This window comes from Pigmentiphaga sp. MLSB6-MA01 (genome assembly GCF_058793475.1).
Genome location: NZ_JBXAFV010000001.1, coordinates 386,277 through 401,988 on the forward strand (window position 1 = coordinate 386,277; position 15,712 = coordinate 401,988).

Annotated in this window: 14 protein-coding genes; 7 read left to right on the top strand and 7 right to left on the bottom strand. The window is 68.7% G+C overall.

Annotated elements, in window-relative coordinates; genetic code table 11:
- Nucleotides 1-16: 16 nt before the first annotated feature.
- Genes AC1Q6E_RS01950 through def form a run of 5 tightly spaced genes read right to left on the bottom strand, consistent with a single transcriptional unit; the run spans nucleotide 17 to nucleotide 6,127 of the window.
- Nucleotides 17-2,476 carry a sensor histidine kinase gene (locus AC1Q6E_RS01950; protein ID WP_152798918.1) on the bottom strand — a complete coding sequence of 820 codons (2,460 nt, stop codon included), beginning with the start codon at nucleotides 2,474-2,476 and terminating at the stop codon, nucleotides 17-19.
- 23 nt (nucleotides 2,477-2,499) lie between these two features.
- Nucleotides 2,500-3,330 (bottom strand): DUF4390 domain-containing protein, encoded by an 831-nt coding sequence (locus AC1Q6E_RS01955; protein ID WP_492572100.1) that lies wholly within the window; start codon nucleotides 3,328-3,330, stop codon nucleotides 2,500-2,502.
- A complete protein-coding gene (gene rsmB / locus AC1Q6E_RS01960; protein ID WP_492572191.1) occupies nucleotides 3,327-4,649 on the bottom strand; it encodes a 16S rRNA (cytosine(967)-C(5))-methyltransferase RsmB in 1,323 nt (440 codons plus the stop codon). The genes AC1Q6E_RS01955 and rsmB overlap by 4 nt, the downstream gene beginning before the upstream one ends.
- Nucleotides 4,646-5,593 carry a methionyl-tRNA formyltransferase gene (gene fmt / locus AC1Q6E_RS01965; RefSeq protein ID WP_296557934.1) on the bottom strand — a complete coding sequence of 316 codons (948 nt, stop codon included), beginning with the start codon at nucleotides 5,591-5,593 and terminating at the stop codon, nucleotides 4,646-4,648. The genes rsmB and fmt overlap by 4 nt, the downstream gene beginning before the upstream one ends.
- A gap of 33 nt (nucleotides 5,594-5,626) precedes the next feature.
- Nucleotides 5,627-6,127: a peptide deformylase gene (gene def / locus AC1Q6E_RS01970; RefSeq protein WP_152797832.1), complete on the bottom strand. Its 501-nt coding sequence runs from the start codon at nucleotides 6,125-6,127 to the stop codon at nucleotides 5,627-5,629.
- Between the two features lie 168 nt (nucleotides 6,128-6,295).
- On the opposite strand from def, the gene dprA reads away from it, so the two are divergent.
- The 4 genes from dprA (at nucleotide 6,296) to AC1Q6E_RS01990 (ending at nucleotide 11,517) form a co-directional block, all read left to right on the top strand.
- On the top strand, nucleotides 6,296-7,405 hold the full coding sequence (dprA, locus tag AC1Q6E_RS01975) for a DNA-processing protein DprA (RefSeq protein ID WP_492572101.1): 1,110 nt from the start codon (nucleotides 6,296-6,298) through the stop codon (nucleotides 7,403-7,405).
- Nucleotides 7,406-7,509: 104 nt separating this feature from the next.
- Nucleotides 7,510-7,968 (top strand): Smg family protein, encoded by a 459-nt coding sequence (locus AC1Q6E_RS01980; protein ID WP_152797830.1) that lies wholly within the window; start codon nucleotides 7,510-7,512, stop codon nucleotides 7,966-7,968.
- A 316-nt stretch (nucleotides 7,969-8,284) separates the two neighbouring features.
- A complete protein-coding gene (locus AC1Q6E_RS01985; protein ID WP_152797829.1) occupies nucleotides 8,285-10,939 on the top strand; it encodes a DNA topoisomerase III in 2,655 nt (884 codons plus the stop codon).
- An 11-nt stretch (nucleotides 10,940-10,950) separates the two neighbouring features.
- Nucleotides 10,951-11,517: an SET domain-containing protein gene (locus tag AC1Q6E_RS01990; RefSeq protein WP_152797828.1), complete on the top strand. Its 567-nt coding sequence runs from the start codon at nucleotides 10,951-10,953 to the stop codon at nucleotides 11,515-11,517.
- 44 nt (nucleotides 11,518-11,561) lie between these two features.
- Here AC1Q6E_RS01990 and AC1Q6E_RS01995 read toward each other — a convergent pair whose 3' ends face one another.
- Complete coding sequence (locus AC1Q6E_RS01995) at nucleotides 11,562-12,314, bottom strand: outer membrane lipoprotein (protein ID WP_492572102.1); 753 nt, start codon at nucleotides 12,312-12,314, stop codon at nucleotides 11,562-11,564.
- Nucleotides 12,315-12,462: 148 nt separating this feature from the next.
- Here AC1Q6E_RS01995 and AC1Q6E_RS02000 point away from each other — a divergent pair, with 148 nt between their 5' ends.
- Complete coding sequence (locus tag AC1Q6E_RS02000) at nucleotides 12,463-12,699, top strand: DUF3717 domain-containing protein (protein WP_296557924.1); 237 nt, start codon at nucleotides 12,463-12,465, stop codon at nucleotides 12,697-12,699.
- Here AC1Q6E_RS02000 and AC1Q6E_RS02005 read toward each other — a convergent pair.
- On the bottom strand, nucleotides 12,689-13,537 hold the full coding sequence (locus AC1Q6E_RS02005; RefSeq protein WP_152797857.1) for an NUDIX hydrolase: 849 nt from the start codon (nucleotides 13,535-13,537) through the stop codon (nucleotides 12,689-12,691). The two genes, AC1Q6E_RS02000 and AC1Q6E_RS02005, sit on opposite strands and share 11 nt — an antisense overlap.
- Before the next feature lie 176 nt (nucleotides 13,538-13,713).
- Between AC1Q6E_RS02005 and AC1Q6E_RS02010 the strand changes: the two genes are divergently transcribed.
- Both AC1Q6E_RS02010 and AC1Q6E_RS02015 read left to right on the top strand, forming a co-directional pair.
- Entirely contained in the window at nucleotides 13,714-14,706 is a 993-nt protein-coding gene (locus AC1Q6E_RS02010) for a 2-dehydropantoate 2-reductase (protein WP_152797858.1), read from the top strand.
- A 126-nt stretch (nucleotides 14,707-14,832) separates the two neighbouring features.
- Nucleotides 14,833-15,702, top strand: coding sequence for a fumarate hydratase (locus AC1Q6E_RS02015; protein WP_152797859.1), 870 nt, complete (start codon nucleotides 14,833-14,835; stop codon nucleotides 15,700-15,702).
- Nucleotides 15,703-15,712 lie beyond the last annotated feature (10 nt).

Genomic DNA, 15,712 nt, shown 5'->3' on the forward strand with positions numbered 1-15,712 from the left:
TCTTTAGCAACCTCTGTTACGCGGACTGCGCCCCCGCAGTCTCGGAAAAACGCGCGGCGTCGTGCGCAACGTCCGTACCCCCGGCAAGCCGAGTGAATAGTATAGAGACCATTGCGCCTCCTTCGGGCCGGTTGGCAAGATCAATTCTGCCTCCGTGCTCTTCGACGATCTTCTTGACGATGGCCAGCCCCAGCCCCGTCCCCCGCGCCTTGGTCGTAATGTAGGGCTCGAAGGCGCGTTGCAGGATGCGGGCGGCGAAGCCGGTGCCCGAATCGGTCACCATGAATTTGATGGAGGCGTGCTCGCGGCCGTCGGGCAACCGCGTCTGGATGAGACGCGTGCCGACCGAGATGCGGTCGCTGGACGTGGGCCCGGCCGGCGCCCCGTCTCCCGCCTGGCGGGCCGCTTCCTTGGCCTTTTCTTCGATGGCATCGCGCGCATTGGCGATCAGGTTGTGGATCACCTGGCGCAGTTGGGTGGCATCGCCGCGCACGCGCGGCAGCGCCGGCTCCAGATCGACCGACAGCGCGACATTGCCGGTGCCGGCCTTCAGCACGCCGCCGGCCGTATCCCATCCGTACAGGGTCAGGACCTCGGCCACCAGTTCGTTCAGGTCCAGCAACTGGTGCTGGGCCGGCGGCGTCCTGGCGTACTCGCGGAAGTCGTCCACCATGCGCTGCATGGAACTGACCTGGTTGATGATGGTGGTGGTCGAGCGCTTGAGCATGTCGGCGTCGGGCTGCGCGAGCTTGTCGGCCAGCTTGATGGCGATCCGCTCGGCCGACAGCTGGATCGGCGTCAGGGGGTTCTTGATCTCGTGCGCCAGCCGCCGCGCGACCTCGCCCCAGGCGACGGCGCGGTTGGCGGAAATGACTTCGGTAATGTCGTCGAACACCACCACGTAGCCCCCACTCGCTCCCGCCACCGGCAGGTGTGATCCTCGCGCCAGCAGGGTAATCGTATTGTCGTCCCCGGTGGGATCCGAATTGTTACCTTCGCCGCGCGCCGCGTCCGACCCGGTGGCCGCCGGCCGCCGGACAATCTCGAACTGCTGCTGCCAGTACTGGCGCCCGGTGCCGGCCGCCGCGTGCTCGGCGAATGCCGTGCGGATGGTCTGCGCGAAAGCGGTCAGTCCGTCTATGGTTTCCAGCGGCCGTCCCGTGACCGCGCGCAGGTCCACCCGCAGGATCTGCTGGGCGCCGCGGTTCACGGTGGCGACGCGGAAGGCCTCGTCGAACACCAGCACGCCCGACGACAGGTTCGACAGGATGCTTTCCAGGTAGACGTTGCTGCGTTCGAGCTGGCGCCGGTTGCTCTCGACCATGCGGCGCGCCTCGTCCAATTGGCGGGTCATGGCATTGAACGACCGGGTCAACTGGCCCAGCTCGTCGCTCTGGGGCGGCTCCGGGATCGGCCGGTAGTCGCCCACCCCCACCGCCTGCGTGCCCTCGGCCAGGCGCAGCAGCGGCCGCACCATGCGGGACGACAGCGAGAACGCCGCCGCGATCGCCGCGAACACCGCCAGCAGCAGCGCCAGGGTCAGCGTGATGCCGTACAGCTTGCGCAGCCCCAGCCGCGACAGCGACAGCTCCTGGTAGTCGCGGTAGCCGCTCTGGACCTCCTCGGCGTTGCTGGCGATCTGTTCCGGCACCCCTTGCAGAAGCTGCAGGTAACGCGACTCGGCCGGCAGCACCCCGGGCAGCTCGAAACCGCCCACGGGGGCGATCGGCACGATCACCCGCAGGCGCAGGGCGCCGCCGGTGGACGTGTCGCGGGTCGTGCCCAGCGGCCCCTGCACGCCGTCCACCGTGGTCGGGCTGGCGGTACTGTTGGCCTCGGCGGCAGCGTAGGAGCGCGCGATCTTCAGTTGCCGCAGCACCTGCGGCGTCGGCGTCTCGGGCACCAGCGAACCGTAGGAATTGGTGGACCAGGCGATGACCCGGCCGCTGGATGTGAACACCATGGCGTCCTGGACGCCGACCTGCTCGCGCAGCCGGGTCAGCGACAGCGCCACGTTCGCTTCCTGGTTGTCGCCCAGTTCGATCGACATGGTGCGCGCCTTGGCGTTCATCTCCTGGAGCTGCGAATCCAGCGCCGCCCGGCCGAGATTCAGGCCGGATTCGAGCGCGGTGTCCACCCGCACGTTGAACCACGACTCGATGGACCGCGACAGGAACTGCACCGACAGCATGTAGATCAGCACCCCGGGCACCACCCCCACCAGCGCGAAAGCCAGCGCAAACCGGGAGGTGAGCCGGGCGCCGAACTGCCCGCGCCGCAATTGCCCCAGCAGCCGGACCGTCAGCGCGACCACCCAGGCGAACAGCGCCAGGGCGATGATGGCGTTGAGCCCGAGCAACAGGCCGTACTGTTGTTCCAGGCGGGACGAGTTGCCGGTGGACCACGCAAGCAGGAACAGCAGCAGCAGGGCGCTCACTCCCCCCATGCCAAGGAGGACGCGCAGGAAGCGATTCAGGATACGTACGCGGCGGGTTCGCATCATTGGGACTCCGTGGGAGGAGTCAGGCCCAGCCCCCCGGGGGCCGCATGGGGCGAACCACCTGGCAGGACCAGGCCGTGGCCGCCGGCGGGGGCGCCGTTGGAAGGCACGATGGGCGAAGCCGGCGACGCCGGCTGGGCAGGAACGGACTGCATGGGTGCGGACGGAGCGGGGCCGGCGGGAGGCGGCAGGGGCGGCGGCGGCAGTCCCGGCTGGGCGGCGGCGGGCGGCGGCGCGCCGGAACCGGACGGCGGCGGCGGTTCGCCGCTCAGGCGCACGTTGAACTCCGTCCATGGCGTCGCGAGCGACCAGTCGCTGCTGTTCAAGGCGTTGACCTGGAACGGCTTGGAAAGCTGGGAAATATCGAAACGCACGCGCAGCCGGCCCTGGTAGCGCGTGTCCGGGCTCAGCGCGTCGCGGTCGCCGATGCGCCAGTTGCGCACGTGGCGCACGACCGACAGGGCTTCGACCAGCGACCCCACGGGCAGCGCGAGATTGCCGGAATGCACGCGCCACTGGCGCGTCAGCGGGTTGTAGACGATCCGCCACGTCTGGTTAGAGGACAACACCACTTCGTCGAACCAATACCAGCGGGGCCGGCGGATCTCGACCTCGACCGAGAAATAAAGCGGCAGCCCGCGCGCGACGGCATCTTCGAGCTGGTTGTTCAGATTCAGCAGGACATCGGCGCTCAGGAGCAGATCACGGCCGCGTTCGGTCACCGTCACGGACTGGACGGCTGGCTCGGATGCCGGGGCTTGGCCGCCCCACAGCAACATCAGGGCAACGACCGGCAGGATCAGGACGCGATGAAGTCGGAGAATGATCAAACCTTGGCAAACAACGCGTAGAAAAAACCATCGTGCTGCTCGGCCGGCCGATCAGGCTCCGCCTGCGTAAGCAGTTGCCCAGGCGCAGGCAGCCGCGCCGCATCGGGATGCCTGAGCTGGAAAGCCTCGGCTTGCCTGGCTCCCTCCGCGGGGAAAATCGAGCAGGTTGCATAGAGCAATTTACCACCGGGCGCCACCACCTGCCACAAGGCATCGGCAATCCGGGCCTGGAGCGCGGCGGTATTGGCCACGTCGCCCTCGCGCCGCAGCCAGCGGATGTCGGGATGGCGCCGGACGATGCCCGATGCGGTACAGGGCACGTCGGCCAGCACCGCATCGAAGAGCCGCCCGTCCCACCAGGCGTCCAGATCTGCCACGTCGGCGGCCTGCGTGCGCGCGGACAGCCCCAGCCGCGCCAGGTTGGCATCCACCCGCTCCAGCCTGCCGGCATCGACGTCCAGCGCCAGCAGGTCGAGATCCGCCAGTTCCAGCAGATGCGCCGTCTTGCCGCCCGGCGCGGCGCAGGCGTCGAGCACCCGCATGCCGTCCTTCACCTGGAGCAGCGGTGCCGCCAGCTGCGCGGCGGCATCCTGGACCGACCACCAGCCCTCGGCAAAGCCCGGCAACTGTTGCACCGGCCGCGGCTGGGCCAGCGCGAGCCCCGCCTCGCCCACCGGCAAGGCCTCGACGCCGGCGGCGTGCAAGGCCTCGACCAGCGCCTCGCGGCTGGTACGGCGGCGATTGACGCGCAGGACCATGGCAGGCGGCCGGTTGGCGGCGCGCAGCAGCGATTGCCAATGATCGGGATAGTCGATGCGCAGGCGCCGCACCCACCACTCCGGATGGTTCCAGACGGCCTCGGGGCGGCGGCCGGCGGCTTCCAGCACGCTCTCGCGCTCGCGCAGGAAACGCCGCAGGCTGCCGTTGACCAGGCCCTTGAACGGCGCGAGCGGACGCTGGCCGGCGGCGGCCCGCACGGCCTGGTCCACCACGGTGTGGGGCGCGTAGCTGACACCGGCCGCGGCGGCCTCGGCTTCGTCCGCCACCAGCAGCGAGAATGCCGTCAGCAGCAGCGCGTCCAGCAGCGGATCGGCCGGCTTGCGGGGAATCAGCGCCTGCTTGACCGCGCGCGCGCGCCCCAGTTGACGCATCGCGTGGAAGGACAGCGCCTGGGCCGCCGGCCGCAGCGGCGCGGCAACGCGCGACAGCGCATCGGTCAGGGAAACGCCCCCCAGCACGCCCTGCACCGCGCGCGCGGCGGCCAGCAGCACGTCGGACAAGGGGGCCGACACGGGCCCGGTGGCTGGCGGCGCCATCAGGAAAGATCGGGGTTCCAGCCCCGCACGAAGACATCGGCCGGCTGGCGCTTGCCGCCCGCCTTCTGCAATTCGGTCAGGCGCAGGACCCCCTGGCCGGTGGCCAGGTCCACCCCCGCCGCGCCCGCGCGCACGACGGTTCCCGGGCTGGCCTGCGATGCCTCGTCCAGCGCCTCGGCGCGCCAGGCCTTGACCGGGTCGGCCAGGCCGGGCAACCGCACGGTGGCCCCCGGGACCGGATTGAAGGCCAGGATGCGGCGCGCCAGTTCGGCGGCGGGCCGCGAACAATCGAGCGCCGCCTCGGCCTTGTCCAGCTTGGCGGCGTAGGTCACGCCCTCGGCGGGCTGCGGCGTGGCCGGCAGGCCGCCTGCCTCCAGTCGTGCCAGGGCCTGCACGATCAACTCCCCGCCCAGCACGGCCAGGCGGTCGTGCAGATCGCCGGCGGTCTGGCCCGCCCCGATGGGCAGCGCGCCTTCGAGCAGCATGTCGCCCGTATCCAGGCCCGCGTCCATCTGCATGATGGTGATTCCCGTCTGCGCGTCGCCCGCCTCGATGGCGCGCTGGATGGGCGCGGCGCCGCGCCAGCGCGGCAGCAGGCTGGCATGGATGTTCAGGCAGCCCAGCCGCGGGATGTCCAGTACCCCCTGGGGCAGGATCAGGCCGTAGGCGGCCACGATCATCGCGTCGGCCCGTGCCGCGCGCAGGGCCTCGTGCGCCTGGGCCGCCTCGTCGGGATACTTGCCGTCCAGCCGCAGGCTGCGCGGCTGCAGCACCGGCGCCCCCGCCTCCAGCGCCGCCGCCTTCACCGGACTGGGCGTCAGTTTGAGCCCGCGTCCGGCCGGCCGGTCCGGCTGTGTCAGCACCAGGGCGATCGTATGCCCGGCCTCGATGAGGGCCCGCAGGGCGATTTTTGCGAATTCCGGCGTACCGGCAAAGACCAGATGCATCTCGAGTACCCCCCTACGCGTTTAGCCTCCCCTCTAGACTTTTTCCAGTTTGCGCAGCTTGGTCTTGATGCGGCTTTGCTTGAGGGGAGAGAGGTATTCGACGAACACCTTGCCTTCGAGGTGATCGAGTTCGTGCTGTACGCAGACGGCCAGGATGCCTTCGGCGTCGAGTTCGTAGCGTTCGCCCTGTTCGTTGGTGGCTTCGACCCTGATACGGGCGGAACGCTGGACTTCGTCGTAGATGCCCGGCACCGACAGGCAGCCTTCCTCGTAGACCTGGGTTTCCTCGCTCTTCCAGGTAATGACCGGGTTGATCAGGACGAGCAGGTCGTCGCTGTGCTCGGAAACGTCGATGACCACGATGCGCTCATGGATATCGACCTGGGTGGCGGCCAGCCCTATCCCCGGCGCCGCGTACATGGTCTCGGCCATGTCGCGGACGATGCGGCGGATGCGGTCGTCGACCACGCCCACCGGCTTGGCTTTCTTGTGCAGCCTTGCGTCGGGATAGTGAAGAATGGGTAGCAATGCCATGATCGTGATGCCGTTGTCCCCAGCGTGGGGCGCCTATCAAAGAATATGGGGCCGGCTGGCCGGAGTCCAAGGGGCAAGATACCACAGCTTCCCGGCGCCTCCGGCGGGCAGGATATCGGTGTCCTGCCTGAACCCGCGATGCCTCGCCCGCCGTGTTTAGATGGCGGCATGCCCCTCGCCCACACACCGGAAGAACTGTCCGCCTGGCTGCGGCTCACCCTCGAACCCGGCATCGGGCCGGTCACCGCGCGCGAACTGCTGCGGGCGGTCGGGTTGCCCCAGCAGTTGTACCGCCTGTCCCGCGACGATCTGGCGGCCTGGTTGCCGCCGCCGCTGGCCGGGCAACTGGCCCGCCCGCCGTCCCCGGGGCAACTGGCCGCCCTCGAACGCACGCTGCGCTGGGCCGAGCATCCCGGCCACCACCTCCTGACCCTGGCCGACGCCGCCTACCCCCGGACGCTGCTCGACATCCACGATCCGCCCCCGCTGCTGTACGTGGCCGGCGATCCGGCCCGGCTGTCGCCCGACGCCATCGCCATCGTCGGCGCGCGCAACGCCACCCCCGACGGCCTGGCCAACGCGCGCGCCTATGCGCGGCACCTGGCGCGGCAGGGCTGGTGCATCGTCAGCGGGCTGGCGCTGGGCATCGATGCCGCCGCGCACGAAGGCGCGCTCGAAGCCGGCGCCGATGCGGGCGGCACGGTCGCGGTCGTGGGAACGGGCGTCGACGTGGTCTATCCGCCACGGAACAGGAAGCTGGCCGAGCGGATCGCCGCGCAGGGCGCCATCGTTTCCGAGTTCCCGCTGGGCCTGCCGGCGCTGCCTCACCAGTTCCCCCGGCGCAACCGGCTGGTGGCAGGCCTGGCACGGGGCACGCTGGTGGCCGAGGCGGCGGCCCGCAGCGGTTCGCTCATCACCGCCCGGCTGGCCGCCGAAGCCGGCCGCGAGGTGTTCGCCATTCCGGGCTCCATCCATTCGCCGCTGTCGCGCGGCTGTCACGCGCTGATCCGGCAGGGTGCCAAGCTGGTGGAATCGGCGCAGGACATCCTGGACGAACTGCTGGGCCCGGCCGCATCCCGCCAGCCGGCACCGGCCCCCCCGCTCCCGCGGGACCCCCTGCTGGCCGGCATGGGCTACGGCCCCATCCACCTGGATGCGCTGGCCGCGCGCACCGGCCTCGCGGTCCCGGCACTGCAGGACAGGCTGCTCGAACTGGAATTGCAGGGACGGATTACCCGGCTGGATGGCGGCCGCTACCAGGTCGCGGCCAGGCGCTGAATACCCTTGTGTACCGCACGCACAACGCATGAGCAGCAAATGCCGGGCCATTTGCCTAGGGATGCAATTCAGCGTACAGTGGATCCAGCCTTACACGCTGACTTATGTTCGATATTCTCGTCTACCTCTTCGAGAACTACTACACGCCGGAAGCGTGCCCGGACCCGGAAACGCTGGCGCGCAAACTTGCCGCCGCCGGCTTCGAAGACGATGAAATCGACGACGCCCTGACCTGGCTGTCCGGGCTTGCCGAATCCACTCATCGCTGTGTCGATCTCGCCCTTGTTCCCAGTAGCGGCTGCCGTATCTATGCCGAGGCCGAGTATCGCCAGCTCGGTTCGGAAGCGATCGGCTTCATCGCCTTCCTGGAAGCGGCCGGCGTGCTGTCGTCCCCCCTGCGCGAAATCGTGATCGACCGCTCGTTCGCCCTGGGCGAGGCGCCCGTTCCCCTGGAAAAACTCAAGATCATCGTCCTGATGGTGCTCTGGAGCCAGGAGACCGAGATCGACAACCTGATCCTGGAAGAACTGCTCGAAGACGGCAGCGCCCGGCAGCTCCATTAAGAGCAGCCACGTAGCTCTGGCGCGACAAACCAAGACACTTCCACTAGACTCCGGATGCGGTGGATCCGGCACCGCCGGCCCACCCGCGTTGCCCCACGGGACCCGGCGCCGGGCCGCCCCAAGGCGGATCCCGGCCCCCTTGGGGGCTGCCGCGTAGCGGCTGGGGGCCCACCATTCTGGGCGCCCGAAGGGCGCAGGGGGAGCATTTTTCGGCCTGGGTGGCACAGGCCCGACTTGCGTTGCTTAAAAATCCCCCCGTATCATCCGGCGCTTTGACGCGCTATTTGTTCGCGTCGGCTCCGTCAACTGGAAGTCAATGGGCAAAACTCTGATCATCGCCGAGAAACCTTCGGTCGCGCTGGACATTTCCCGCGCGCTGGGCGGGTTCAAGCGCGAAGGCGATTATTTCGAAAGCGACGACTATGTGCTCTCGTCCAGCGTCGGGCACCTGCTCACCCTCGTGGCGCCCAACGATCCGGTCAAGGGCAAGTGGAGCTTCACCCATCTGCCGGTGATTCCGCCCGAGTTCGAACTGGGGCCGGCCGACAAGCGCTCGGAAGAACGGCTGCGCCTGCTGGTGCGGCTGATCAAGCGCAAGGACGTGGACGCGCTGATCAACGCCTGCGACGCGGGACGCGAGGGCGAGTTGATCTTCCGCTACATCGCCCAGTACGCGAAGACCAACAAGCCCATCCGGCGCCTGTGGCTGCAATCGATGACCCAGCAGGCCATCCGCGACGCTTTCGCCGACCTGCGCTCCGACTCCGCGCTGCAACCGCTGGAAGCCGCGGCGCGCTCGCGCGCCGAGGCCGACTGGCTGGTGGGCATCAACGGCACGCGGGCCATGACGGCCTTCAACAGCAAGGACGGCGGCTTCTTCAAGACCACGGTGGGCCGGGTGCAGACCCCCACGCTCGCCATCGTGTCCGAGCGCGAGGAGCGCATCCGCCAGTTCGTGCCGCGCGACTACTGGGAGGTGCGCGCGCAGTTCGTCGCCGCCGCCGGCCTGTACGAAGGCCGCTGGTTCGATCCCAAGCACGTCAAGGATCCGCAGGATCCCGAGAAGCGCGAATCGCGCCTGTGGAGCAAGGCGGCGGCCGAATCGGTGGTGGCGGCCTGCCGCGACCGCACCGGCTCGGTCACCGAGGAATCGAAGCCGTCCACCCAGCTGTCCGGACTGCTGTACGACCTGACCACGCTGCAGCGCGAGGCCAACTCGCGCTTCGGCTTCTCGGCCAAGACCACGCTGGCGCTGGCCCAGACCCTGTACGAACGCCACAAGGCGCTGACCTACCCCCGTACCGATTCGCGCTACCTGCCCGAGGACTACCTGGGCACGGTGAGCCAGACCATGCAGACGCTGGCCGCCAACCGGCCCGGCTACGCGCCGTTCGCTTTGAAGATCCTGGACAGCGGCTGGGTCAAGCCCAACCGCCGCGTGTTCGACAACAAGAAGGTGTCGGACCACTTCGCCATCATCCCGACGCTGCAGGCGCCGCGCGAATTGAGCGAGGCCGAGGCCAAACTGTACGACCTCGTGGTCAAGCGCTTCCTGGCGGTATTTTTCCCGGCGGCCGAATTCCTGGTCACGACCCGGATCACGGAAGTCGCCGGCCACAAGTTCAAGACCGAGGGCAAGGTCCTGATCAATCCGGGCTGGATGGCGGTCTACGGCCGCGATGCACAGGGCGAGGACGCCAACCTGGTGCCGGTCGCCTCCGGCGAACCGGTCCGCACCGAGGAAGTCGAGGCCGTGGGCCTGGTCACGAAACCGCCCGCCCGCTACACGGAAGCGACGCTGCTGTCGGCCATGGAAGGCGCGGGCAAGCTGGTCGACGACGAAGAGCTGCGCGAAGCCATGTCGGCGCGCGGCCTGGGCACGCCGGCCACGCGCGCGGGCATCATCGAAGGGCTGATCAACGAGGTCTATCTGCGCCGCGAAGGCCGCGACCTGGTGCCGACCGCCAAGGCGCGCCAGTTGATGACGCTGCTGTCGGGCCTGGACGTGGACGAGCTGACCTCGCCTGAACTGACGGGCGAATGGGAGCACAAGCTGTCGCAGATCGAGCGCGGCCAGTTGGCGCGCGAGGCCTTCATGCGCGAGATCGCGCAAATGACCCAGGTCATCGTCAAGCGCGCGAAAGAATACGACCGCGACACGGTGCCGGGCGACTACGCCACCCTGACCACGCCATGTCCGAAATGCGGCGCCGTGGTCAAGGAAAACTACCGGCGCTATGCCTGCACCGCCTGCGACTTCTCGATCAGCAAGCATCCCGGCGGGCGCACCTTCGAGCAGCAGGAAGTCGAGGAATTGCTGGCCAAGCGCGAGATCGGCCCGCTGAACGGCTTCATCAGCAAGATGGGCCGGCCCTTCTCGGCCATCCTGCGCATCACCGACGACTACAAGCTGGAATTCGACTTCGGCCAGGCCGACGAAGAAGCCTCGGAAGCCGTGGACTTTTCCGGCCAGACGCCGGTGGGCCCGTGCCCGAAATGCGGCTCGAACGTGTTCGATCACGGCATGAGCTTCATATGCGAGAAATCGGTCGGACCGCAACGTTCGTGCGATTTCCGTTCCGGCAAGGTCATCCTGCAACAGGAGATCACGGCCGAGCAGATGGGCAAGCTGCTGGCCGAAGGGCGCACCGACCTGCTGCAGAACTTCGTCTCCAGCCGCACCAACCGCAAGTTCAAGGCCTTCCTGGTGCGGCAGCCCGACGGCAAGATCGGCTTCGAGTTCGAGCCCCGCCCCGCCAAGGGCGGCAAGGCGGGCGAGGACGCGCCCGCGGCCAGGAAGACAGCGGCGAAGAAGGCGGCCGCCGGCCAGGACGAAGCTGCCACGGCACCGGCGAAGAAAGCTCCCGCCAAGAAGGCGGCAGCCAAGAAGACCGCTGCACGCAAGACCGCCGCCAAGAAAGCCCCCGCGAAGAAAGCCGCCAAAAAGGCGGCCGCGAAGACCTCCAGCTGAGCCACAGCCTAATGACCAAGAAGAAAACGCCCCCACGGGCGCGCAAGTCTCCTGTTGTCGAACAGCCCGCCGAGGATCGCGTGGACGTCGACCCCGGCCCCGGCGGCAAGCCCTGGTACATCGTGCGCCGCTCGCGGGTGCACGGTACCGGCGTGTTCGCGGCCCGCAAGATCCCGGCCGGCACCCGCGTCATCGAATACACGGGCGAACGCATCAGCGCGGCCGAGGCCGACCGCCGCCATCCCGTCAATCCCGAGGATCCGTACCACACCTTCTTCTTCGCGCTGGAAAGCGGCAAGGTGATCGACGGCGGCAGCCAGGGCAACGATGCGCGCTGGATCAACCACGCCTGCGAACCCAACTGCGAAGCCGAAGAAACGGACGACGGCCGCGTCTTCATCGTCTCGCAACATCCCATCGACCGCGGCGACGAACTCAATTATGACTACGGCCTGGTCATCGACGAGCGCATCACGCCGACGTTGAAGAAGAATTATCAGTGCCTGTGTGGCGCCGAGACGTGCCGGGGCACGATGCTGGCGCTGAAGCGGCGCAAGAAGAAGAAAGAGAAAGCCTAGCGGCGGGCAGGGGGCCGGACGGCCGCGCCGCCCGGCCCTGCCGTTCAGTTGTAGCCGCCGACCCGCATCGCCTGGGAGTCGCCGCCGTTGCGGGACACGACCGAGCCGTTCACCACGCGCACCGGATCGCCGCTGCGCCACGGATAGGCCGAGGCGCTGTGGAAGGTGCGCATGCTGCCATCCTCCATCCTGACCGTCATCTCGTACTGCGTCGAGCTGCGTACGCGCTTCTCGACCTCGTTGCCCGCGTAGGCGCCGCCGAGCGCGCCCAGCACGGTCAGCGCGGTGCGGCCGCTACCGCCGCCGAACTGGTTGCCGACCACGCCGCCCACGACTCCACCGCCCACCGCCCCCAGGCCCGTTCCCTGGCCCTGGACCTGCAAGGCGCGCACGCTTTCGACCGTTCCGCAATTGCCGCAGGTGGCCGCGACCGGCCGCGCCGGCTCGCGGTAGGCCGGTGCGGGGCGGCTGGCGGTACGGGCCGGGGCCGGCGGCGCCACGCGTTCGGGCGCCACCGGCTTCGCGGGCGCCGGTTGATACGCCAAGGCCTTGCCGAAATCGCGCCCGCCAGCCGGGGCGGAAGCCTCGGCCACTTGCTGCGACGGCGCCGATTTGGCAAGCGGCGAGGGCAGCAGTCCGGTCAGGACACCCACGCCAACCGCGGCCAGGACGATGACGCTGATGGCCGCTGCGGCCACCAGCGGGTGCAGCGCGACGGCACCCCGCATGGAGCGATGCGCGCGCGCGAACGCGGCATCGACAGGCGATCGGGGACCGGAAGAAGGACCGGAAAACATGGCATCACTCCGCTCGTAAGATTCACGTAAGTTACTGCCAAGACACCTTCCAGGTTGTTTCGCGGCGCAGCCGAATCTCGCGCTTTCTGTATCGGAACTGACCGAATGTTTCCGCCCCGGGCCGGCAAAGTCTGCCAGAATGGTCCGCATGGAAATCACCCTGACCGAACTCGAGGACGCGATCAATTTCTGGCGCGCGCGCAAGCCCTCGACGAGCGAAGCGTGCGTGCTGTGCATGGAAGCCTCGGCGCTGGCCGGGCCGTATGCCGCCATGATCATGCATCACCTGCCCGTGCTGGACGAAGCGGCGATGTCCGAGCCGGCGCGGGCGGCCGTCTCGGCCTGGCGGCAGGCGCGCCAGGCCTTGGCCCCGGTCAAAGGCTGACGCGGGCGGATTCGGCCGGAGTCACGACCAGCGATGCCGGCGCGAACGCGCCCAGGCTGGCCTTCATGGACAACGCGGCTTCCAGCGTGAACACGCCATCGGCCACCATTTCCAGCACCTCTTCCGGCGACACCGTGCGCAGGGCGGCCACTTCGCCATCCTGGTTCTCCGGCACCACCTCGGGCCCCAGCACGGTATCGACCACGGTCACATGCTCGACCTGGTAGCCCTCGGGCAGGACCCGGCGCACGGTGAACTGGCCGCTGCGCCGGCCATCCTTCAGATGGTGGGGCAACAGCCCGGCTTCCTCCCAGCTTTCCCGGAGCAAGGCCGACTCTGGCGTTTCGGCGGCGCTGACCAGGCCGCCAACCAAGGTGTCCCACATGCCCGGATCGGTCGTCTTGGTGAACGACCGCTGGGCGATCCACAATTGCCCGCTGTCGGTCCAGGCATTCAAGTGGACGGCATGGGTGGCAAGGCCCAGCGGCCGCACCGACGCCCGCTCGATGACGCCCAGCACCGTGCCGTCGTCGGCCACCACGTCCAGCAGTTCGTTGCGCCAGCCATTGAGCCGGCCGGCTTCGAAAAGAGCCGTGGCGATGCGGGCCAGCAGCGCGCTGACGGCCTGGGACCGCGCGCCCGCGGCCGATGCGCCGGCCAGTTCGGGCAACAGATGGACCACGCCGGGTTCGATCAGCACTTCGTCCGGGAAGGCGGCCAGCCAGTGCGGCACGTCCGGAGCCACCCAGCCGCAATCATGGCCGGCAATACGCAGCCGGGGAGAGTCGGGAGGCGGATCGACCTGTGCCCGGGCCGATACGGAGTCGAATACGTTCATCCAGATATCGTGAATTTCCAACACTGCAAGCTTCCATTGTGCCGGAAGTCCGGAGGGAACGCCCGGCCCCCCCTGGGCAAACGAAGGCGCCCCGGGCCGCCTCGGGTAAGATGCCGGCGCTCGCATGTCCGACCGGTGCGCAGCGCCGGACCGCATCCCCAAGGAAGAGGAAGACCATGACCGATCACCCCCGCATCTGCATCGTCGGCGCCGGCGCGATAGGCGGCTTTGTCGCCGGACGCCTGGCCCAGGCAGGCAACGACGTTTCCCTGCTGGCCCGTGGCCGCACCCTGGAAGCATTGCGCGAGCACGGCCAGCGGCTCGACTCCGCGGGCAAGCTCGTCGCCTCGCCGGTCCGGGCCAGCGACGACGCCCAGGCACTGGGCCCGCAAGACGTCGTCGTCATCACCGTCAAGGCGCCCGCCCTGCCGGACGTCGCACGGGCCATCCGCCCCCTGGTCGGCGCCGACACGGTCGTGATCCCGGCGTTGAACGGCATCCCCTGGTGGTTCTTCCTGGACGCCGGCCTGCCGCTGGGCGGCACGCGGCTGCGCAGCGTCGACCCGGACGGGAGCATCGAAGCCAGCCTGCCCGTGGACCAGGTGCTGGGCGCCGTGGTCTTCGCCTCGGCCTCCACGCCCGAGCCCGGCCTGACCCGGCATGCCTCGGGCAACCGCATCGTGCTGGGCGAGCCGAAGGGCGGGACCAGCGAACGCGCCAGCGCCGTGGCCGCGCTGTTCACGCAAGCGGGCTTCGATGCGCCAGCCAGCGAGAACGTGCGCGCGGACATCTGGACCAAGCTGCTGGGCAATGCCTGCTTCAACCCGGCCAGCCTGCTGACGGGTGCCTATACCGACGACATGATCGACGACCCGCGCCTGCATGGCAGGTTCGTGGCCATGATGGACGAGGCGCTGGCGCTGGGCACCCGGCTCGGGTTGCCGGCCCAGGTCGAGTCGCGCGGCCGCATCGCCTTCACCCGGGGCCTGGGCCACATCAAGACCTCGATGCTGCAGGACGTGGAAGCAGGACGGCCGGTGGAGATCGACAGCATCCTGGGCGCGCTGGTCGAGACCGCGGCCGCGGCGCAGTTCCCCACCCCCACCCTGGACACCGTCTATGCGCTGGCGCGCATGCGCGCCCAGACCCTGGGGCTGTATCCCGGTTGAGCCGGTTTCGTCCTCTCAACTTTTCTATAGGCGAAAAACACCAAAACATCGCTTGAACCGCGGCCGCCCACGCCGCATCCTGCCATCCTAGCGTAAGCACGGAGAGCCGGCGCACGGCGGTATGCGATGTCCATTTCCAGCGAAACCATCAGATCGGTCACCTCGTCCCTGTATGAGTGGTCCCTGAAGAAAGTCCCGGACGACACCAAGAGGGTGCTCGCCCAGGCGCAGCAGCGCGAAACGGTCCAGCTCGGCAAGCAGACGCTGCGCATCATGCTCGAAAGCGCCGAGGCCGCCGAGACCGAAAGCCACCTGGTCTGTTCGGACGTGGGGGTACCCACCTACATGATCCGCGTGGGCACGGGCGTGAGCTTCGAAGGCAACGTCCGCCAGGCCATCGTCGACGGCTTCGCCGACCTGGTCGCGCGCGCCGACCCGCCCATCCTGAAGATGGTGACCAATCCGCTGACCCTGCAGCGCAGCTACGAGGGCAAGAACATGCCCCTGGTCACCTTCGACATGATCGACGGCGCCGACTACATGGAGATCGTCTGTGCGCCCAAGGCGATGGGCACCGGCCGGTGGGAAGCCATCGAAACCTTCGTCTACCCGTCGCTGGAGACGATCGAGAAATACGTGCTCGACACCGTGCTCAAGGCCGGATCGCAGCCCTGTCCTCCCATCGTCGTGGGCGTGGGCATAGGCGGCACCTTCGACTACGCGGCCAAGATGGCCAAGGAATGCGTGCTGCGGCCCTTCGGCCAGACCAACCCCGAACCCATCCTGGCGGCCATGGAGCAACGGCTGCTCAAGGCCATCAACGACACCGGCTTCGGCCCCATGGGCACGGGCGGAGACACCACCGCCATGGCGGTGCACATCGACTACTCGGCCAGCCACGGCTTCATGCCCGTGGCCGTGGCCTTCAACTGCTGGATCAACCGGCGCACCTGTGCCCGCATCTACCAGGACGGCACGGTCGAGCGCCTGGAATAGCCAGAACGGA

Coding starts and splice junctions, on each gene's coding strand:
- AC1Q6E_RS02000 (WP_296557924.1), top strand. CDS start 12,463: ATGGAAATCACCCTGACCGAACTCGAGGACGCGATCAATTTCTGGCGC.
- AC1Q6E_RS01995 (WP_492572102.1), bottom strand. CDS start 12,314: ATGTTTTCCGGTCCTTCTTCCGGTCCCCGATCGCCTGTCGATGCCGCG.
- AC1Q6E_RS02005 (WP_152797857.1), bottom strand. CDS start 13,537: ATGAACGTATTCGACTCCGTATCGGCCCGGGCACAGGTCGATCCGCCT.
- fmt (WP_296557934.1), bottom strand. CDS start 5,593: ATGCATCTGGTCTTTGCCGGTACGCCGGAATTCGCAAAAATCGCCCTG.
- AC1Q6E_RS01985 (WP_152797829.1), top strand. CDS start 8,285: ATGGGCAAAACTCTGATCATCGCCGAGAAACCTTCGGTCGCGCTGGAC.
- AC1Q6E_RS01990 (WP_152797828.1), top strand. CDS start 10,951: ATGACCAAGAAGAAAACGCCCCCACGGGCGCGCAAGTCTCCTGTTGTC.
- AC1Q6E_RS02010 (WP_152797858.1), top strand. CDS start 13,714: ATGACCGATCACCCCCGCATCTGCATCGTCGGCGCCGGCGCGATAGGC.
- dprA (WP_492572101.1), top strand. CDS start 6,296: ATGCCCCTCGCCCACACACCGGAAGAACTGTCCGCCTGGCTGCGGCTC.
- AC1Q6E_RS02015 (WP_152797859.1), top strand. CDS start 14,833: ATGTCCATTTCCAGCGAAACCATCAGATCGGTCACCTCGTCCCTGTAT.
- def (WP_152797832.1), bottom strand. CDS start 6,127: ATGGCATTGCTACCCATTCTTCACTATCCCGACGCAAGGCTGCACAAG.
- AC1Q6E_RS01980 (WP_152797830.1), top strand. CDS start 7,510: ATGTTCGATATTCTCGTCTACCTCTTCGAGAACTACTACACGCCGGAA.